Origin of the sequence: Neosynechococcus sphagnicola sy1 (assembly GCF_000775285.1) — a bacterium.
GTDB lineage: Bacteria > Cyanobacteriota > Cyanobacteriia > Neosynechococcales > Neosynechococcaceae > Neosynechococcus > Neosynechococcus sphagnicola.
On sequence record NZ_JJML01000020.1, the window covers coordinates 1 to 20659 of the forward strand.

General features: G+C 53.8%; 15 protein-coding genes and 3 pseudogenes. 11 read left to right on the plus strand and 7 right to left on the minus strand.

What is annotated here, in order from left to right; all coding sequences use genetic code 11:
* Together DO97_RS24390 and DO97_RS27605 are read left to right on the plus strand one after the other, a co-directional pair.
* Positions 1–637: calcium-binding protein (locus DO97_RS24390; RefSeq protein ID WP_036533097.1), on the plus strand; the 637-nt coding region annotated here is incomplete at its 5' end.
* A gap of 173 nt (positions 638–810) precedes the next feature.
* Entirely contained in the window at positions 811–936 is a 126-nt protein-coding gene (locus tag DO97_RS27605; protein ID WP_275574993.1) for a hypothetical protein, read from the plus strand.
* A gap of 261 nt (positions 937–1197) precedes the next feature.
* On the opposite strand, the pseudogene DO97_RS30235 reads toward DO97_RS27605, so the two are convergent.
* Together DO97_RS30235 and DO97_RS10230 are read right to left on the minus strand one after the other, a co-directional pair.
* A pseudogene (locus DO97_RS30235) lies at positions 1198–1275 on the minus strand (DUF4351 domain-containing protein); the annotation flags it as partial.
* A 77-nt stretch (positions 1276–1352) separates the two neighbouring features.
* Positions 1353–2099 (minus strand): DUF4079 domain-containing protein, encoded by a 747-nt coding sequence (locus tag DO97_RS10230; RefSeq protein ID WP_036533099.1) that lies wholly within the window; start codon positions 2097–2099, stop codon positions 1353–1355.
* Between the two features lie 330 nt (positions 2100–2429).
* Here DO97_RS10230 and DO97_RS10235 point away from each other — a divergent pair, with 330 nt between their 5' ends.
* From DO97_RS10235 to DO97_RS10265, 7 genes and pseudogenes are all read left to right on the plus strand, one after another.
* The gene (locus tag DO97_RS10235) at positions 2430–4700 is read left to right on the plus strand and encodes a glycosyltransferase (protein ID WP_036533101.1); all 2271 of its coding nucleotides are present in this window, start codon (positions 2430–2432) and stop codon (positions 4698–4700) included.
* An 80-nt stretch (positions 4701–4780) separates the two neighbouring features.
* Entirely contained in the window at positions 4781–6355 is a 1575-nt protein-coding gene (locus tag DO97_RS10240) for a glycosyltransferase family 39 protein (protein ID WP_052128607.1), read from the plus strand.
* A gap of 155 nt (positions 6356–6510) precedes the next feature.
* Positions 6511–7743, plus strand: coding sequence for a site-2 protease family protein (locus tag DO97_RS10245; RefSeq protein WP_036533103.1), 1233 nt, complete (start codon positions 6511–6513; stop codon positions 7741–7743).
* A 3-nt stretch (positions 7744–7746) separates the two neighbouring features.
* Positions 7747–9000, plus strand: coding sequence for a rod shape-determining protein RodA (gene rodA, locus DO97_RS10250; protein ID WP_036533104.1), 1254 nt, complete (start codon positions 7747–7749; stop codon positions 8998–9000).
* Between the two features lie 119 nt (positions 9001–9119).
* The gene (locus tag DO97_RS10255; protein ID WP_036533105.1) at positions 9120–9317 is read left to right on the plus strand and encodes an NAD(P)H dehydrogenase subunit NdhS; all 198 of its coding nucleotides are present in this window, start codon (positions 9120–9122) and stop codon (positions 9315–9317) included.
* 87 nt (positions 9318–9404) lie between these two features.
* Positions 9405–10072 (plus strand): annotated as a pseudogene (locus DO97_RS10260) (HAS-barrel domain-containing protein).
* A gap of 198 nt (positions 10073–10270) precedes the next feature.
* A complete protein-coding gene (locus tag DO97_RS10265; protein ID WP_204368563.1) occupies positions 10271–10753 on the plus strand; it encodes a hypothetical protein in 483 nt (160 codons plus the stop codon).
* Between the two features lie 225 nt (positions 10754–10978).
* On the opposite strand, the gene DO97_RS31040 is transcribed toward DO97_RS10265, so the two are convergent.
* The 4 genes from DO97_RS31040 to acsF form a co-directional block, all read right to left on the minus strand.
* Positions 10979–11971 (minus strand): TRCF domain-containing protein, encoded by a 993-nt coding sequence (locus tag DO97_RS31040; RefSeq protein WP_338038540.1) that lies wholly within the window; start codon positions 11969–11971, stop codon positions 10979–10981.
* The gene (locus DO97_RS31045; protein WP_338038542.1) at positions 11949–12479 is read right to left on the minus strand and encodes a DEAD/DEAH box helicase; all 531 of its coding nucleotides are present in this window, start codon (positions 12477–12479) and stop codon (positions 11949–11951) included. The genes DO97_RS31040 and DO97_RS31045 overlap by 23 nt, the downstream gene beginning before the upstream one ends.
* Positions 12409–14460, minus strand: a complete 2052-nt coding sequence (locus DO97_RS31050; protein WP_338038543.1) for a CarD family transcriptional regulator — start codon at positions 14458–14460, stop codon at positions 12409–12411. Before DO97_RS31050 ends, DO97_RS31045 begins: the two co-directional genes overlap by 71 nt.
* 238 nt (positions 14461–14698) lie before the next feature.
* Positions 14699–15775, minus strand: a complete 1077-nt coding sequence (acsF, locus tag DO97_RS10275; RefSeq protein ID WP_036533106.1) for a magnesium-protoporphyrin IX monomethyl ester (oxidative) cyclase — start codon at positions 15773–15775, stop codon at positions 14699–14701.
* Positions 15776–16193: 418 nt separating this feature from the next.
* Between acsF and DO97_RS10280 the strand changes: the two genes are divergently transcribed.
* Both DO97_RS10280 and DO97_RS20960 read left to right on the plus strand, forming a co-directional pair.
* Positions 16194–16745, plus strand: coding sequence for a DUF6232 family protein (locus DO97_RS10280; RefSeq protein WP_036533108.1), 552 nt, complete (start codon positions 16194–16196; stop codon positions 16743–16745).
* A 125-nt stretch (positions 16746–16870) separates the two neighbouring features.
* Positions 16871–17467, plus strand: coding sequence for a DUF6232 family protein (locus DO97_RS20960; RefSeq protein ID WP_052128608.1), 597 nt, complete (start codon positions 16871–16873; stop codon positions 17465–17467).
* Here DO97_RS20960 and DO97_RS10290 read toward each other — a convergent pair.
* Positions 17443–20584, minus strand: a pseudogene (locus DO97_RS10290) (alpha-mannosidase). The gene DO97_RS20960 and the pseudogene DO97_RS10290 overlap by 25 nt on opposite strands.
* Positions 20585–20659: the final 75 nt, after the last annotated feature.

The following is a 20659-nucleotide window of genomic DNA, read 5'->3' on the forward strand; positions in this document are numbered from 1 at the left end:
CAATAACGGTCTCACAGGAGGAGTCGGAGCAGACAGTATCGACGGTGGGGGTGGCACTGACAATACGAGTTACAGTGCCTCGAGTGTGGGTGTTTCAATCAACTTGAGTACGGGTGTGGGGAGTGGTGGTGATGCCGCTGGCGATGTGCTCATCAGTATTGAGAATGTCAGTGGTTCAGCCTTCAATGACACCCTGATTGGCAGCACGGTCAATAACAATCTCAGTGGGGGAGTGGGAGCGGACAGTTTGGTGGGGGGTGCAGGCAGAGATAATCTCAGTGGCGGTGATGATGCTGATACCCTCACGGGGGCTGGCAGTGGAGATTTAGGAGTGGGTGCTATTGACACGCTTACGGGAGGAGCTGGCAGTGATTTATTTGTCTTGGCTGAGTTTTACAACGATGGCAATACGGGAACGTCTGGGCTGGGTGATTATGGTTTGATTACGGATTTCAGCACGCTCCTGGATGTGATTCAACTGACAGGTGTTGCCAGTGATTATGTCTTAGCAGCGTCTCCCTTTGGTGGCATCTCTGGCACAGCGATCTTCAAGGATGAGGCGGTGGATGAGTTGGTAGGCATTGTTAAGGATGTCTCGGGACTCAATCTGGGAGATAGTTATTTCCAGTTTGTCTAGGTGTGGGGGCGATGCTTAAAGATTCGGTACTCGCCCTTAGGGTTGATTATGACCACCGATGCCAGAGTGAACTGTACAACCTAAGAGGTTAAAACTGACTATTTTTCTGCTCTAGGATATTTTCAAGTAATACTAGACTACGACCGACGCAGATAGATTACAGGAAAAAACTTGTGGAAAATCGAGTTGGTGCCAGCCTGTTGCCCAGCGATCGCGAAGCCATCCACACAGCCATCGCCACAATTAAAGAGAGACTCCCGTTCCTGATTGACCTCTCTAACGAAGAACCTCAGGACTGAGGCTTGGAGGTCGAGCGATCGCGAAAAAATGTAAAACGTTTTACAAAATAACTCGATGATTGCACCCTGGAACTCGGATCACCGAGAAAAAATGTAAAACGTTTTACAAAATAGCTCCACCTCTGGAGAAAATAGCCCGATCGCTCCCCCAAAGAACTCAAATATCTCTGATGCAGCCCTAGGAAAAGTAGTCTTGAGCAACACGGGAGGTCACTCTCGCGATCGCGGAGCACCTGCGCCCAGAACCGTTGTCCCCACCCCTTAAACAGATTTCAACCAGTTATCTAGATCGGATGGAGTGGCAAAATCTAACAAAGCCTCCCCCAACGCCTGGAATTTCTCTAGGGATCACCCTTGCAGTTGAGTCAGTAACCCAGGTGATAGGGTGCCAGACAGGGTGACTCCAACTGAGCCTCCTACGGTTGACCCGGTGGGGGGGTGGGAGTCGGGCAGGTTTTTTTCACAAAATCGCAGGAATAGACATAGGGTTCCTGCCAACTCAAGGGAATTTCTAAAAGATCGCGAGTCCCTGTCATCCCCTGACCGATAAACAGCAACAGGGCAATGCTGTTCAAGCAGATATGAGCCAAGCGCCAGCGGTTTGAACGATCTTGATAAATTTCCTGCACAATTGCCAGGGAAATAATCATCAAAACTGTGACGACGATGCCGTAGTAAAAGTGGGAAACTTGCCACTCGAAATCCCGACGATAAATCCAGGGCTGCTGCCGTCCTAGCAGGCTATCTTGAAAACCAATGACCAAGACCCCAAGGCTGGTGAGCACCGTGAATACCACTCGCCAAAGTCGGGAATGCGCCTGATATAAGAACACCAGCGAGGCTATCGTAGCGGCAAACATCAGCACCAAGAACAAGGCTTCCCAAGGCTGTTTCGTAAAGGTCTGGTTTTGCAGGGCTTGACTAACGGTCGGGAAGGCTAACCCCAACAAACACACCCCCACTACTGCTCCCGTTAACCGCTTGCCGAGTTGTACATGGTCACGACCAACCGTGGGGGGAATTTTACTTTTGCTCTCCCCTGACGGCTGGAGTCGGCGTTGGCGGGTTTGCCAGGCAAAATGGATCACAATCCCAATCAGGGGAAAGACAACGGTGACGGCGATCGCTGGGTGGACAAGGGCGAAGAGATCTTTTGTCTCCATAGGAAACCTCGGCAGTGGTTCAGGGACTTTAACTTCTGATCCTACAGGGGGATGTGAACGGGGTCAGCAGGGAGGTGCATGGCAGGCATGGGAGCGTTCGCAGCCGCTGGCACGGTTGATGGGAACCAACCAGTACCACGACGGATCATTAGAATAGATGCTATGTCAGTGGGATGATTCACTTGCAAGTTCGGGAAATCTGCTTTCAGGGCTATCCCCTGTTACTTTAAGCGTTACTTCCGATGCTCGCATGAATGTTGGCTGAGAAATAACTGTGCCGTAACTGAGAACCTGGAATTCTGAGACTCCTACCTATTTGAGGATGCCTGAATGACCCTTTCAAGGACTGGCAACCAAAGCTCTGAGCCTACTCGTTCCCTCACCTTGCCCAACCCCCCCCTTGCCACCCTGATCATGTTAGGGGTGCTAGTGATCTCAGCAGCTGTTGTCATCGGCTGGTTTGCTGGGGAGGGACTGATTCGTGATCTATTCAGAAGGCTGGCGGAGCTCCAAGAATATCCCCCCCTGTGGTTACAAGTGCCGATGGTCGCTGGGGAATTTTTGCTAGTTCCCACGGTGATCTTGCTGCTGATTGTCTTAGGAGTGATGCAAGTCTCGCCCCGTCCCCGCCCCTGGTCGCGACGGATTGTGGTGACGCTGTTGTTAGTGCTAACCCTTCGCTACTTTCTCTGGCGATCGCTCTCGACCTTGAATTTAAGTGATCCCCTAAATGGGGTGTTCAGTTTAGGGTTATTTTTGCTGGAAATGATTGTGCTGAGCAGTACGACGATCCAGCTATTTCTGATGCTGAATGTCAAAGAACGCCATCAGGAAGCTACCCAGAAATCCAGGGCAGTTCTAGAGGGGATCTTTACCCCCACTGTTGATATTTTGATCCCCACCTACAACGAGCCGACGTTTATTTTGCGCCGCACGGTTCTCGGGTGTCAGGCCTTGGACTATGGCTTCAAACGCATTTATCTGTTGGATGACACCCAACGTCCAGAGGTAGCGGAACTTGCCGTCCAGCTGGGGTGTGAGTATCTTACCCGTACCGATCATCGCTATGCCAAGGCAGGGAATCTCAACCATGCGATCGCCCGTACCGACGGAGAACTGATCGTTGTCTTTGATGCCGATTTTGTTCCCACCCGCAATTTCTTAACCCGCACCGTTGGATTTTTCCAGGATGCCACCCTGGGTTTGGTGCAAACGCCTCAATGTTTTTACAATTCCGATCCCATTGCCCGTAACCTGGGACTGGAAAACATCCTCACCCCCGAAGAAGAGGTGTTCTACCGTCAAATTCAACCGATCCGCGATGGAGCCGGGAGTGTGATTTGTTCTGGAACCTCCTTTGTGGTGCGGCGCACTGCCTTGGACGCTGCGGGAGGGTTTGTCACTGATTCCCTGAGTGAGGACTATTTCACGGGCATTCGCCTCGCAGCTCAGGGATATCGCTTGGTTTACCTGGATGAGAAATTGAGCGCTGGACTGGCCGCAGAAAATATCTCTGCCCATGCTACCCAACGTCTGCGCTGGGCTCGGGGAACCCTCCAGGCGTTTTTCATTGACGCCAACCCCCTGACGATTAAGGGCTTGAGTCTGCTGCAACGGCTGGCCCATTCGGAAGGAATCCTGCATTGGTTTACTAGCATTTCTCGGGTGGGGTTTCTCCTAATGCCCCTTGCCTATTCCTTCTTAGGGGTGCTGCCGGTGCGTGCCACCACCTCTGAGTTGATGTATTTCTTCTTGCCCTATTACCTAGTGAATTTATCGGTGTTTTCCTGGCTGAACTATCGCAGTCGTTCTGCCTTTTTATCGGATATTTATTCCCTCATTTTGGCGATTCCATTGTCGATTACGGTTCTGCAGGTGATGTTGAACCCCTTTGCCAAGGGATTTAACGTCACACCCAAGGGCACCCTCAGCGATCGCTACTTTTTTAACTGGAATTTAGCCTGGCCGTTGATGCTGTTGTTTGTGGCGACGGCAATTAGCCTCTGGCGCAACTTGGGGATGTGTATGCTTAAGGGTGGTTGGGGCGCTGCTGCGGTCGCTGAATCGTTAAAAGGGCTGAGTATTGGCTGGCTGTGGAGTGGCTATAACCTGGTGTTGATTGGCATTGCAGTATTGGTATTGTTGGATGTGCCGAAGCTGGATCTGTTTGAGTGGTTTGATCTGCGGCGCATGGTGCGCCTAGAGTTGGGCGATCGCAGCTTCTGGGGCATCACAACCATGATCTCCGAGGGGGGAGCCGAAATTGCCCTGACTCAGAGTGGCTTTCCCCAGTGGATGCCAGCGGCTGCGCCCCTGATCAAGCTTGAGATCTTAGAAGAGGCACTGATCTTGCAAGGAACCGTCACTAGCACTGGCTTCCGGGACGAATTTCCGGTGGTGCGGGTGCAGTTTGACACCGTGGGGCTGGCGGAACATCGCGCCCTGGTGGAGATGCTGTTCTGCCGTCCAGGGCAGTGGAAAACCCGTACCTCTCCCGGAGAAGTGCAATCCCTCTGGCTGTTGCTGAAGATTTTGTTAAAACCTCGGGTTTTGTTTGACCGCAAAGTTGAGATCAGCCCCATTGCAGTTGCCAAAGTCTAGCCCGGTTTCGGGATCACCCCCTAGAGAAGGTCTGTTTCACTGCCGTTCAGAGGGACTGGGATGGGGTCAACGGTTTAGGGATGGTTGAAATGCTGAACAGCCAAAAACTCCCTGCCACGTGGTTCAAACTGGTGGTGCTGGGCTTACTGATCTTCAGTGTCGGCTGCCGCTTCGGCAATCTGGCTCACAAAGTCTACTGGCATGATGAAGTCTATACATCGCTGCGGATCACCGCCCATACCCGAGGCGAATTGGTATCCCAAGCGTTTACTGGGCGGGTTTTGTCGCCCCAGGATCTTCAGCACTATCAACAATTTGCCCCCCACCGCACCCTGCTCCAGTCCCTGCAGTTCCTGGGTCAGGAGGATGCTCAACATCCCCCCCTCTACTTCATAGTGCTGCGCCTGTGGGCACAGGGGTGGGGACATTCTATCTGGGTCATCCGGTGTTTATCGGTTTTGATGAGTTTGTTGATGTTTCCGGCCCTGTATTGGCTCTGCCAGGAATTATTTGCCGAGGCGTTGACGGCCTGGATTGCTATCGCCCTGGTAGCTGTTTCCCCCCTGGATCTGCTATTTGCCCAGGAGGCTCGAGAGTATATCCTCTGGGTGGTGATGATCCTGCTCTCCAGTGCGGCGCTGTTGCAGGCTCTGCGGTTACAGACGGTGACCAGTTGGGGACTCTATGCCCTGACGTTGGTTCTAGGGTTGTATACCTTTTTGTTCACTGCACTGGTAATGCTCAGCCATGGACTTTATGTCTGGCTGCTGGAAGGTTGCTGCTGGACGCAGCGATGGTCTGCCTATCTACTGGCTGCTGTTGGGGCATCGGTGGCATTTGTCCCCTGGTTATTCTATGTGGTCACGGGCCTGGAGAATATTCAACGCACAACCCATTGGCTCAGCGATCGCCTCTCCCTTGGTGACCTGCTGCATTATTGGGTGTTAAATGCCAGTCGGATTTTTATCGATGGCAATGTTGGCCTTAACAATCCCTGGGAATGGTTCCTGGTCTTGGCAGTCATCGGTATGGAGGGTTATGCCCTCTTGGTGCTAGGTCGTCACGCCCCTCCTCAAACGTCCCTCTTTGTCTTCACCCTGATTGGGGTGAGTGCGATCGCCCTCGTCGTGCCCGATCTCCTCGGAGGTGGGCAGCGATCGATCATTACTCGCTATTTGTTTCCCATCTTTCTGGGTTTGCAGCTCTCCGTAGCATTCCTGATCAGCCATCTGTGCACCACCAACCCGCTGAGGGGCAAAAGATGGGGAGAGGCGGTGTTCTTCGCCCTGATCGTGGCCGGGGTGATCTCCTGTGGTCTAGCAACCCAAGCAGAGACTTGGTGGAACAAATCTGTGAGTGCAGACAATCCTGCGATCGCCCAGATTCTGAACCAAGCCAACCATCCCCTGCTGATCAGTGATGCCTATGGCATTAACCCCGGCAACCTCATCTCCCTTAGTTATCAGCTCCACCCCCATGTCTTACTGTTGCTGTTACCAGAAGTGAGTAGCAAACCCATGATCCCAGCCCTCCCCAGGGGGGTACAGGAAATCTTTTTACTCAATTTGCCAGCACCGTTTCGCACCCAACTGGCAACTCAATATCAGCGGCGGCTGACCCCGGTAATCGGTGATCTATGGCAACTCAGTCCTTGAAAATGCCCGAGGAGGAGAGTCAGAAATCATAGATATTCTGCCCTATCCCATCCCCCCAATCTCAACGGGCAAACCAAAGAGGATGTCAAAATGGGGAGAGAACGATGGGTTTTGCCCACCAAACGAATCACTCCTCACAGAGGCCCAGAACTTTCATGCAAGCACGTTGGCGCATTGGATCGCTGTTTGGCATTCCCCTGTACATTGACCCATCCTGGTTGTTTATTGTGGCACTGGTGACAGTGGGTTACAGCCTCGACTGGCAGAGCGTTCACCCGGAGTGGGGCAGCGTGCGTATCTGGAGTGCGGGTCTGGTGATGGCTCTACTCCTGTTTGGCTCGGTGTTACTGCACGAGCTAGGGCATAGCCTCGTGGCGCTGTCCCAGGGCATTAAGGTGAACTCGATTACCCTCTTTTTGTTTGGTGGGGTGGCTGCGATTGAACAGGAATCGAAAACCCCCGGTAAGGCGTTTCAGTTGGCGATCGCGGGGCCAGCAGTCAGTTTAGGACTTTTTGGTCTGACGTTGCTGCTGGCAACCGTCACCACCGGATTGGCCCAGGTGCTGGCTGCAAATTTGGCCCAGGTAAACTTGCTCCTGGCTTTGTTTAATTTAATTCCCGCCCTCCCCCTGGATGGCGGACAAGTCCTCAAGGCATTGATCTGGAAAATTACAGGCAATCGCTTTCAGGGCGTGCATTGGGCCGCCAGAACTGGACAAACCCTCGGCAGTGTTGCGATCGCAGGGGGGTTAGGGTTAGGAATTTTAAGGGGACAGTTCATTGGTTTCTGGGTGGCATTGTTGGGTTGGTTTGTGCTGCGAAATGCAACCGCTTATGATCGCCTCACCGATCTTCAGGAAGGATTGCAGCAACTGACCGCAGCAGATGCCAGTAGTCGGGACTTCCGGGTCGTGGATGCTGAGATCACCCTGCGTCAGTTTGCTGATACCTATCTTTTAGAAGAAAATCGCCCAACCGTCTACTTCGCGGCCTCGGAGGGGCGCTATCGCGGCCAAGTGGCAGCGGAAGATCTGCGGCGTGTCGAACGCAGCCAGTGGGAAACCCAATCCCTGCACGCTATTGTCCATGCCCTGAGCGACATTCCGACGGTGCTAGAAACCACGCCGTTATTGGAAGTCATTGAAACTTTAGAAGCCAAGACCCTGCCCTGGATTACCATCCTTTCCCCCGCTGGGGCAGTATCGGGGGTCATTGACCGGGGGGATATTGTCCGTGCGGTCGCCAAACGCATGAACATCCAGATCCCGGATGCTGAGATTACTCGCATCAAGAAAGAAGGCACCTACCCCCCCGGTTTACAGTTACCCGCTCTGGCAAAGCTCTCCGAAATAACGACCAGTACAGTTTCCAAGGACACCCAACCCTAAACGATGCTCCATCAACCATTGCCGCGCATCCGCTGGAAAATCCTGTTCCAACCTTGGCAGGAAATGGATCGATGGCTGTTTATTCTCCCCTTGGGCTTGACATTCCTAGGTGGGATCATGATTCGCAGTGTAGAACTCAATCATGGCTGGACGGACTGGTGGCAACACTGGCTCACAGGTGCTGTGGGCATTGCACTGGCACTGGCGATCGCCCGCTGGCGGTACGACCACTTGTTGCGTTGGCGGTGGTGGATCTACGGCATTACCAATCTCTCGCTCTTAGCCGTGATGTTTATTGGCCGTGCAGAGCTGGGTGCCCAGCGCTGGATTAGTATTGCCGGGTTCAATCTGCAACCCTCGGAATTTGCAAAGCTGGGGATTATTATCACTATTGCGGCACTGCTACACGAGCGACCAGCCTCCACCATCCCCGCCGTGCTCAAAACCCTGGCCATCACCGCCGTGCCCTGGGCATTGGTGTTCCTCGAACCCAATCTCGGTACGTCCCTGGTGTTTGGAGCCATTACGTTGGGAATGCTCTATTGGGGGCAGGCCAACCCCGGTTGGTTGTTGCTGTTGCTTTCCCCACCGCTCTCAGCAATTTTGTTTAATATCTCGGTGCCCCTGTGGTTGGGCTGGGTATTGTTTCTGGGAACGATCGCCTGGTTTACGCTCCCCTGGCCACGTTCGGGGGCACTGGCAGCGGTGACGGTCAATCTAGTGGCGGGGGAACTGGGTCATGTCCTCTGGGGTATCCTCAAGCCCTACCAAAAAAGTCGCTTGATTCTATTTCTCAACCCAGATTCAGACCCGCTGGGAGGCGGCTACCACTTGATTCAGTCACGGATTGCTGTGGGTGCTGGAGAAATGTGGGGGCGCGGCCTCTACAAGGGTACCCAAACCCAACTGAACTTCATCCCTGAACAACACACGGACTTTATCTTTACTGCCATTGGTGAGGAACTGGGTTTTATTGGCTGTGTGTTGGTGCTGCTGGCATTTTGGTTGATCTGCCTACGACTCGTGATCGTGGCGCAAAATGCCAAGGATGCCTTCGGCTCCCTAATTGCCATTGGGGTGTTGTCGATGGTGATCTTCCAAGTGTTGGTCAATATTGGCATGACCATTGGCTTGTCGCCCGTCACGGGCATTCCACTGCCGTGGCTGAGTTATGGTCGCTCGGCACTGCTGATGAATTTTCTGGCGATCGGATTGGTTGAGTCCGTGGCCAACCATCGCCAACGCATGAAGTTGTAAGCAGTGCCTCAATCCCTGGAATTAAAATCTCGATGGATCAAATCCGGCGATCGCTCTGGTAAAGTCCACTAAGCTATATAAGTAATAACACCCCCATTCTTCAATCCCTCTACAACCCTATGATTCTCCCTGGTTCAGCCGTGCGCGTGATTAACCCCGCCGATACCTACTTCCAGTTTCAAGGGCTGGTGCAGCGCGTCAGTGATGGCAAAGCTGCGGTGCTGTTTGAGGGGGGTAACTGGGATAAGTTAGTCACCTTTCGTCTTAGCGAATTGACCGTTGTGGATCTGGCTGCTGGCCGCAAGAAAGGCAAGTAATCACCGCCGCACCGTATCCGTTTTCTGGGAAATCAGTTATGAATGAGGGGTGGTTCGCCACTCTCGTTCCTTCCTAGCTGTCTCGTTATGCGGCTGCCGCTCCCCCAGTTAACCGCCCGCGATCGCCATCCCGATCATTTCGCGGAAGTCATCGAAACCGCGACCACGGAATTTCTGGCCCAATGTTTGGAGCCGGAGGATTTGCGTTTCCCGGCCATGCCCCCCTTCGGCAGTTGGGTGCGATCGCTGGATGAAGAGTCAGACAATTGGATCTATGGCGTGGTCTATCACGTCACCACCGCTCCCATTGACTCTATCCACCGGGCAAGAGCCTTGGGACTGTCCCTCCAGGAGTTGCGGGAGCAGCAGCCCCAGATCTTTGCGATGCTGAAAACCGAATTTCGCACCGCCATCCTCGGGTTTCAACGGGGCACCAGTGGCCAGCCGCCCCCCCAGACCCCACCTGCCTCGATCTATCAGCATCTGCCCCCCCGCCCCCCCAAATTCATCAGGCGGTGTATCACTGTCAGCCCCGAGAAATTATTCACTTCAGCGACCAACTGGACTTTCTCCGAACCCTGCTACACCTGCCCGGTGCCCCCGTGGATGCGTTGACCGCTGCGGCCATGCGGGAAGTTTATCAACTCCGCCGGGCCGATCGCACCTGGTTGGTGCGGGCAGGTCGCGCCCTGAGTCTGTTGTTAAAGGACGACTACGATCGGCTCCAGATGATCCTGAGCCAAATTCATCTTTGAGATCTTAGTGGTGCGGAAAACTCCTGAAACCCCTACGGATAAAGGATTATCCGAAAACACGAATTATTGAGAATTCGGCCCATATTCAACGTGGATGGGTTGTTTCAGAGCCTTATTTTAAGTCGGAGCTAATCTCCAGTTCAAATCTCAAGTCCATCAGTGTCTGCTGTATGAGAATAGAATACGTTAGGTATCAGAGTGAACCGCATCGCTAAGCTCCTCACCCTATTTGTTCTCGTCTTTAAAACCATGGCCGAGATCGCTGGTAATTACTTCCCTCCCGAGTACAAGCAGTTCCCGTTCAAAGAGGGGGATCTGCTTGCAAGATGCCGTAGCGATGGCAAGTTTGCGATCACCAAGATCCTAAAGATTGATAGAGTCTTCATCAAGAAGGGCGAGGCCATCAATATTCAGGGCAAAAGCTTTATTGCGCCGGTCGATGATTACTTGTTAATCGTTAGCGCCTCCTACGGTGAATCGGAGTTCGACTCGCTTGAACAGGCACGTACTGCTGCCTTGTCCGGGGAGTGGCATATTCGATTCGGTCATGTCCCTAATCGCCCGCCTGGTGCGGCAGCAGGTCAAAGGCAGATTGGCTCAGAACCCGTAATAGAAGCCGAACTGGAAGGCTTCCACACCTGGAAGCAGGCCTTTGACAAAGGCGAGGCGGGTGTTTTCTAAACATCAGCCGCCTGCTCACCCAATGGACGCGAGACTTGATCGAGTCTTTTATACCTTCAATCCTAGGCACTGGCCTCTAAAAGTAGGAAAACCGACTGAAAACCTTGATTGACAGAGGTTTCAGCCTATTAAGGCTAAAATATCTGAAATTCTGATGCAGAAAGGCCTTACAGTTTTTATCATCAGTGGTACTTTTATAGGCTTTAGACTTTCTGAAGCATGACTTCAGGTGGGTTGAATAGCACTCTGAAGGTTTCCCAACCAATCAATCAGGTTTTCTAATTGCTGATCGGCACTCAGCATTCCCAGACCGCGCACGGTCACCTTGCCAGGAGTATAGACAAATCGAGATTGCAGGTGCCCTGGGAGATGGCCGCCGATCAATTTCCAGGCGGGTTCTTCCATTGGGGTTTCCAGGACAATGTGTTGGTTCCCCTCGGGTTTAATGCGGGCAAAGCCTAACTTGCGGGCAACCTGCTTCAGTTCCACCACCCGCAGGAGTTGCAGCGCTGCTTTCGGAATCACCCCGTAGCGATCGCTCCAGTCCGCCGCAATTTGAGTCAGTTCAGCAGCGACCCGGGCTGAGGCAACGGCGCGGTAAGCGCTCATCTTTTGATCAAGATCCGGGATGTAATCAGCAGGGATAAAAGCAGTGAGGTTGAGATCCACTTGGGTATCGTCCACTTGGGGAATATCCTGACCCTGAATTTCTTGAATCGCTTCCTGCAACATTTCCATGTACAGATCGAACCCAATGGCATCCATCTGCCCAGACTGCTCAGCCCCCAAGAGGTTGCCCACCCCCCGAATCTCCATATCTCGCATCGCCAGTTGGTAGCCTGAACCCAGTTGGGTAAATTCTTGAATGGCTCGTAACCGCTGCCGCGCCGGATCAGACAGGGCGGTAGTGGCGGGGTAGAACAACCAGGCATGGGCTTGAATACCGGCACGACCCACCCGTCCCCGCAGTTGGTAGAGCTGCGACAGACCAAACCGCTGGGCATCTTCAATCAAAATTGTGTTCACCCTGGGAATATCCAGCCCCGATTCAATGATGGTGGTACACAGCAAGACATCGGCTTCCCCCGTGCTAAAGGTGAGCATGGTGGTTTCCAGTTCGGCTTCGGGTAACTGACCGTGGGCGATCGCCAAGCGAATCCCTGGAAGCATTTCCCGTAGCTGCGCTGATCGATCCTCAATCCCTTCGACCCGGGGCATGACATAAAATATTTGACCCCCCCCGGTCTAGCTCCTGCCGAATGGCAGAACGCACGATCTCTGACTCGTAGGGGGCGAGATGGGTTTTAATGGCTCGACGGGAGGGCGGAGGGGTGGTAATCAAACTCATTTCCCGTACGCCGGAGAGGGCCATATACAGAGTCCGGGGAATTGGGGTAGCAGACAGCGTCAGCACATCCACCTGGGTTTTCAGGGTTTTGATTTTTTCCTTTTGGTTTACCCCAAACCGTTGCTCTTCGTCCACCACTAACAGACCCAGATCTCGGAAACGGACATCTTTCCCCAAGAGCTGATGGGTGCCCACCACCACATCCATTTCTCCCGTTGCCAGCCGACCTTGAATCTGGCGGCGTTCTTCTGGGGAGCGGAAGCGGTTGAGCAGGCCAATCTGAATGGGATAGGGGGCAAAGCGCTCCTTAAGGGTGTGGTAGTGTTGCTGGGTCAGAATCGTCGTCGGTGCCAGCAGCGCCACCTGTTTCCCCCCCATTCACGGCCTTGAAGATGGCGCGAAGGGCAACTTCGGTTTTGCCAAACCCCACATCGCCACACACAAGGCGATCCATGGGTCGGGAGTTTTCCATATCCCGCTTGACATCCTGCACCGCTTTGAGTTGGTCAGGAGTCGGTTGGTAAGGAAAGGAGTCTTCTAGCTCTTGCTGCCAAGGGGTATCTGGGGTGAAGGCAAAGCCCTGTTGCTGCGATCGCTGGGCATAGAGTTGCAGCAGATCAAAGGCTACCTTCTTCAGGGCTTTGCGAACCTTATTCTTGGTGCGCTCCCAGGCTTTGCCGGACATTTTGTTGAGTTCTGGTGCCGCCTCCCCCATGCCCCGAAAACGAGACAGGGAAACCAGTTGGTCTGCGGCGATTCGTAGCAAGCCATCGGCGTACTGAATCACTAAGTACTCGCGGGTTTCACGGTTGAGGGTCAAGTGCTCTAACTTCAGGAACTTGCCGATGCCATGGTGTTTGTGCACCACGTAATCGCCGGGTTGGAGTTTATTAACATCCACCTGCTTCGAGGCAGCTCGGCGACGTTTGCGAAGATAGCTGGGGGTGGCCAGACTATGCTGACCAAAGAATTCCCGATCAGTGACCACCACCACCCGAAAGGTCGGTAAAATCAAGCCTTCCAGTTCTGCTAGCCCAGAATATTTCAGGGCAACGGGGATTTTCTGAGTTTGGAGCTTCTCAATGGCTAGATAGTCTCGCGGATTGGGAATGAACTGTGCTGGACAGTCATGTTCCTGTAACAGCGACACCGAGCGGGTGGGTTGGGCCGAGATCAACCAGATGGCAAAGCCGCGATCGCGCTCTTCCCGGAGGGTTTCCGCCAAGCGGGCAAACTGATGGGGGATGGCAGGAACTGGGCGACTGGCAAGATTTAAGCCACTGTCAACCGTTGCCAGTTCTTGGAGGTACAAACAATCAAACACAGACAGAGCCGCCAATCCCTCAGTAAAGGGGCGATGAATCGCGGGTAACACCGTGGCAGCCTGGTTTCCCAGCAAGAGTTGGTAGCTCTCGGTTGCCATTTCTACCCAGCGATCGCCGTGGGCTTGACACTGGGCCGGTTCATCCAGGGCAATCAGCGTCTGCGGCGGTAGGTAATCGAGTAAAGAGGCGGGTTGCTTGAAGGCCAAGCCCAACAATCGCCGCATGCCTTCTCGGGCGGAGGAGGCATCCGCCAGTTCTGGGAGTCCCAGATGGGGTTGTACCTGCTCCCAAATCCCCCCATCCACATGGGGCAAAATCATCGCTGCATAGTCCGTGGGGGTGAGCATTAGTTGGGAGATCTGATCCAGCGATCGCTGGGTGGCTGGGTCAAATTCCCGCAGTTGTTCCAACGCATCCCCAAACCACTCCAAGCGCACAGGGAGTTCAGTCGCCACGGGAAAGACATCGACAATGTCCCCCCGCCGACTCCACTGTGCTTCCGTTTCCACCAGTGCCACCCGCTCATAGCCGAGGCAGGTCAATTGCTCACTCAGGGTCGTTAGACTCAGTTCACTGCCCTGACGTAGGGTTAAGCAGTAATCCTGAAAAACGGAAACCGGCGGCAGGTGGGGTTGCAGCGCCCGCTCGGTTGCCACAATTGCCATCCGGGGAGCAGCAGCATTGGACTCCCAATTCTGCCCCAATAAATCGGCGAGAACCTGCAACTGTCCCCAGGTAATTTCCGATTCTGGATTAAACGGTTCGTAGGGAGAGGCTTCGGTAGTTGGGTAGAAATGCACCGTCTGCCACCCCATGGCTTCGAGCTGAGCGGCCCAACGCCCTGCTTCCTCTAGGGTGGCAGCGATCACCAACAGGGGACGTGGTGCGACTTGAGCCAGGGTCGAGGCGACTAAACCCTTGGATAACCGCGAGAGGCCACTCAGTTTCAAGTGTTGCTGCTGTTTCAGTTTAGTGAGCAGTTCAGCACTCAGGGGCGATCGCCCCATTGCTCGAATCAGAGACGCAAAGGGCATGGCGATAAAACTGTTAGACGCAACCTCTACTTTAGCGACTGTAGGGAGGGCGGATCGTCCTCACCAATGCCCAATAACAGTTACGACGCTGTTGCCATCGAGGTAGCGGGCACAAAAAAACCTGCCCATAGGAGACAGGGAGTCATAGATTAAAGCCGGAAAAACGATGTACTGGAGGAATCCAGAAGGCAGGGGATAGGAGATCATTGCCTTCTGAATTCTGGCTTCTGAATTTCGCTTACCGAGGAGTACCGTGGGTAGGGGCAACCTCAATCGGCTTGATCAAATACAACTTCAGCAGTTGCCAAGCACTGGAGGTATAGAACGGTAGTTTTTGGAAGAACTTCAACAGCTTGGGAGTTTGAGCCTTGGCAATTTCTGCCAGTTTGCGATTGTTTTCAATACAAACATCGAGCCGTTGATAGAACTCTGGATGCTCAACATTCAGCACCACTGGGAACACTCGGGCGGCGGTGGCGTTGGTTTTTTCGATGACTTCGATGTCGTATTCCCGGGCATCGAGACCAATCGCACGGTAGAAATCAGCCCGCTGAATATCGTTGAGATACATGGTGGCAAACACCGACAGCAGGAAGAACCGACTCCAGAGCTTCGCCTGCCAGTCATTCAAGAACTGGGGTTGGGCGCGCATGATGGCATCAAAAAAGTCACCATGACGGTTTTCATCCTGACACCAGTTCTCAAAGAAGCGGAAGATCGGATAAATTCGATGCTCTGGATGCGCTTCCAGATGGCGGAAGATGGTGATGTATCGCCAGTAGCCAATTTTCTCCGAGAGATAGGTGGCGTAGAAAATAAACTTCGGCTTGAAGAAGGTATAGCTTTTGCTCTTGGTCAGGAACCCGAGATCGAGGGACAGATCAAAATCTGACATCGCCTTATTCAGGAACCCAGCATGGCGGGCTTCATCCCGAGACATCAGGTTAAAACACTCTGCCAAAACAGGGCTTTTATCCTTGAGGCGGCGACCCAGCTCCTTATAGAGGAGGAAACCAGAAAACTCAGCGGTGCAGGAGCGCTCTAAGAATTCAATGAACAACTGCCGAGTTTCACCATCAATGTGTGCCCACGATTGCTCAAACTCAGCATCCCGGACGAAGTGATGCCGATTGTAGTCCGTCCGAAATTCTTCTAAGATTGCCTGCAACTCATCCTCATTGCACGAGATGTCCATGCGCGCCATCTCATCAAAATCGGTGGTGTAAAACCGGGGCGTGAGGATGGTATCTTTGGCCGGAACCTTGACGCCGGGGCGAATTTCTTCAAAGGCAGGTTTTTTCAGGGAGTCTACCATAGGTGTTTTTGGCTCTCTATCTCAGTGCGATCGCTGCGGGACTGACCCTGGGCAACGTTGAACTTCAGTGCAGAAAGATGACGTTTTGATGCACTCCAGTTTAACAAACGCACGTCTATCCCCCTTCTGAAGTTGACAGAACTTTAGATCTGCAGAACCCTGGTTGGTTGCAGCATTCAGTCTGCCCAAGTAGATCGCCTTAGCCTGTCAACTTTTAGGGGAGGACTAGGGGGTGTGAACATCAGACCTTAATGAGTTGTTAGTCGGTTCTTAGAGTTTGACCAGACCGACTCCGCTAAACTCAAGGCAAACCTGGCATGGATCACGGCACAGTCAATTGGGGTCGTCGATTCATGGTTCAGGCTGAGATACTTGCCCCAGTCATGACCGTTGTTGTTCAGATGTTCACAGTAGGGATATGGCAGAGCAGGTCTACTTTGATGGCAAGGGGGTGCGGGTTACCGCTAGTCAACTGATTGTTGATGATACAGTCTACCCGCTCTCCAAGATTCGGGGGGTGGAGGTAGAGGTTGAAAATCCCAATCGGATGCAACCGCTGCTCTGTATTTTTGCGGGTGTACTCCTATTAATTGTGGTTGTGGGCATCATTATTTTGGTCATTGGCATTCGCTGGTGGATGTCCCAGGAGCCCGTCTATTGGTTGGTGGTTCAAACCGAGACTGGGCGCAAGCGGGTAAAGCGTTCCCGAAATGGACAGGCCATTGAGTCGATGAAGTCGGCGGTATTGGCTGCCATTCGTCAGCTACAAATCATGGCACGGCTGATTCAAGCAGTGAAGGAGCGAGAGGGGGTGCTGACCGTTCCCGACGCTGCTGCCGTCACGGGGCTGAGCAACTCGGATGCCCACGTACTTTTAGACCAATGTGTGGAGAATGGCTTTGCCACCCGCTACACCGATCCCAGAAGTCACGGCATTATTTACACCTTCACCAAGCGTCGATCCTCCTAATCCAGGACTCTGTGAAGGTTGCGGGGATGGATTCGGGTTGGGAAATAGGCTGACAGACCCCTACACCAAGGTCAACGGGGACTTGCTCTATGCTAGTGACTAACAGGAGCAAAGCATGGGTGATCATGGCAGGACAAATGTTTTACAACAAAAGGGGCATTCAAATCACTGACGACAGCTTTCTGGTGAATGGAGGAACCTACCCCATTACCAGTATTCGCAGTGCCGAAATTCGCACCGAAGCTCCCCAGCGAGTTGGCCCCATTGTCTGTATTGTCCTAGGGGCGATTTTCAGTATTCTGTTGATTGGCTTACCGCTGTTGATTTTCGGAGTGGTCTGGCTTGCCAACCAAAAGTCCACCTACTGGTTGGTGATTAACACCGCAGCGGGGAGCTGTGAGGTGCTCAGTGCTAAGGAGGGGCGCACGGTGCGGGAGGTGCAGTCAGCTCTATTAGCTGCGATCGCCCATCTGTCTCTCGGAGGCAAACCCCCAGCTGAACAGCTCTCCCCTGCGCCCCGCGACACGTTGATGATGCAATTACTCAAGGTGGCCAAGGGCAATAATGGCTATCTCTCGGTTACTCAAGGGGTGATGGACACCGGGGCCAGCTTTACAGATGTGGAGTCCACGCTGCAAGAAATGGTAAAAGCCGGGTATGTCAGCGTTGCCAATCATCCCGATACCGGAGTGGTGATTTATAAATTTGTCGAGATTGCCTGAGGGGCGTTAGATCGACACTGAATCTGAAAACTGCGAATCTGCCAGGGCTGAATGACATCGCTTTGCCTTGGTTGCCAAGCTTCCTGAGGAGGACGCTCTAGTAGGTCAACGGCCTGGATGATCTCCAGGGGTAAATCACTTTCCATCTGGAATTGAGCCATGGCTCCCTGGGTCTCGTAGCAGCGCACAATCCATTGCTGGGGGTTAGCCTCGGCTTGTTTACAAGCGATCAAGACTAAATTCTCGGCCTGTAAATGGAGCAGCTGGCTACGGCAGGGTAACTGTCCCGTCGCTGAGGCTTCCCTGACGGGGTAGGCTCTGACTTGTAGGGGTTGATTTAATTCATAGCCTCGTTGGACGGTCTGGGCACGTTGCCAACTGCCAGTATGGGGGTAGAGGGCATAGGTAAATTGGTGCAGCCCCTGATCCGCCTCGGGATCGGGCCAGGTGGGACTGCGGAGCAGGGTCAGCCGTAATTGATCGGATTGGCTATCATAGCCATATTTAGCGTTGTTCAGCAAACTGATCCCGTAGTCTGAGGTGCCTAAATCAGCCCAACGCAGGGCTGGAACTTCCCACTGAGCTGCTTCTCTGGGGGCGCTGGGGCGGGTGGGGCGCTGAATTGCCCCACAGGGGGTTTCGTAAGTAATGGAGTCTGCCGCCATTGCCAGGGGAAAAGCTGCTTTCACCAACACATGTTGCTCTTGCCAATCAACGGTGGTTTGAATTTGCAGTACTCCTGACCCAGTTTCCAGGATGTAATCTTGCCAAAAGGTAGATTGACCTAGTTGGCGGACAACCTGCAATCGCTGCTGTAGGGAACCAGATTCTAGCCAGCGAATGGCTTGTAGTTGGGGAGGGGGTAAGGGGTGCTGCGCGTAGTTCGGGTCAATATTCCAGGCATCCCAGTACTGGCCTTGATCTTGAAACGCTTGCAGTTGATTGCCATGATCTCGGAGAATTTCCCTCTGAACGCGGTGATCCCAGAGGCTAGAAATTTCTCCGGTCTGGGGATCAATGATCACCCGCAGCCAGTCGTTTTCCAAGGTAAATCCGGAGGGTGGGGCGGGGGTAGGCGCATTCGTGGCGGTGGGACAGAGCCAGTAACTTTGATAGCCAGCCCCAGGGACTCCTTGGGCGAGAAACAGGAGGTGGTCAGCGGTGCGTTGGCAGGGCACAAGCTGACCAGCGGGATCGTAAATTTGCCAGGATGAAGCAGCATTGGGTAGGGGCATTGCCACGACAGCAGTTCGCTCCCAGTTGAGGGAATTGAACACCACCACGGGTTGGGCGTCGGCATGGGGTAGGTTGGAAACATCAATCTCCGCCGCGATCGCCCCAAAGGAAGCTTCGAGAATGGCTGATCCTACCTGATGGATCTGCTGCCAGGTCTGGTTCGTCTCCTCAAACACCTGGGGGATCGAGGAACCGGGCAAAATGTCGTGGAATTGATTGAACAGCATCTGTTTCCACGCTTTCTCTAGGGCTGTTTTGGGGTAGTCGGCTCCTGTCAGCCAACTTGCCAGGGAGGCGAAGAGTTCTGCTTGGTAGAGTAATCCCTCACAGTGACGGTTCCAGCGTTTTTGATCGGCGTGGGTGGTGTAACACCCCCGATGGAATTCCAGATAAAGTTCATCGTCCCAGACCGGAAAATCCGTCGCGGATTGGCGCAGGGACTGCAAGTAATCGCTGGCTGTCGTAAAGCTGAGGGTGGGGAAGCAGGAGGACAGCTGCCAGCGCTGGGCTGTCTCTAGCATGTCACGGGTGGGGCCACCGCCATGATCTCCGACGCCTGGAAGCCAGAGGGGGTTGGACAACCCCGTTTGGGTTTCCCATTCCCAGGCATAGTTCGCCATTTTGATCGGATCGATGTCTTGACCAATGAGAGCGGACATGAGGCTAAAAATCTCGGTGCCATCCGGCGATCGCCACCAGAAGGCAGCATGGGGAAATTGAGTGGTGTCGTTCCACCGGAGTTTTTGGGTGACAAAAAACTCAATGCCCCCCTGTTTTAAGATCTGGGGCAGTTGCCAGCAAAAGCCAAAACTATCGGGTACCCAGGCGATCGCATTCAACGCCCCAAATTTCTCCAAACAGTAGTGTTGCCCATAGAGCACCTGCCGCACCAGGGATTCACCATCAATCAGATTCAGTTCTGGCTCCACCCACAGTCCGCCGAGAATTTCCCAGCGACCTGCCGCTACTTGGGCTTGAATGGTGCGGAACAGTTGGGGGCGATGGGTTTCGATCCAGTCATAGAGGGCGGGGGTGGAGTGACCAAAAATCAGGTCAGGGAAGTCCTGTTGTAACCCTAAGGCTGATTCAAAGGTGCGTTCTGCGGCCTCCCAGGTTTCACTCACAGGCCACAACCAGGCCAGATCCAAATGGGCATGGCCCAGCAGTTGCAGCCGTCGCTGTTGCAGACCCACCGTCAGGGGCTGGAGGCGGGTGCGCAGTTGGGCTAATTCTTGATCAAAGGCGGGGCGATCGCCTCGAAGTTCCCAATGAATAGGGGCGATCGCAGCCTCCAGATCGGGGAGTTTCTCCGGCTCAAAGCGGGTGAGATAGCCCTGTAACACCGTCAGCTCATCGGCAATAAAGCCAGGTTCCGGAAATGCTGGGTTGGTGGACTCAAAGCACAACTGGGTCCGCACACAGGCACCCTGATCATGACCCGGGGCTCACCAAGCGCAGGGCAATTTCAATCACCTCAGCGGGATCAGATTCCTTACTCACCAGCAGGCGGGTGGCGCAGTCAAACAGATCCCCGGTCTGCACTAACTGGCCGTTGACGAAAATTTCGGCCCGTTCCGCCCACCAACTGATCGCCAGTCGCCCCCGCAAACCCGCCAATGGGTAACCCTGGAGCTGTTCCGGTATGTGCATTGCTTGCCCCAACCAGATCACCTGCTGCCCCCGTGCCCAGGTAATCTGAGCCTTGTCATTGAGTTGGGCGGTTTCCCAGTGCGACCAAGCGGTGGATTGGGTGGCGATTGCGATCGGCAAATCAGCGATGCAAACTCGCCACTGGGGTTGTAAGTCGAGCTGGGTGAACCGCCGCAGCCGCGTCATGGGATCTGGAATCAAAACCGGGGACGATGTAACGGGGGCGATCATGATTGGGATAAAATCAGGGCACTGGATGTACAGCCCCGGAGGCACTGCGCGCTGTTGAGCGATCGCCGACTGGGA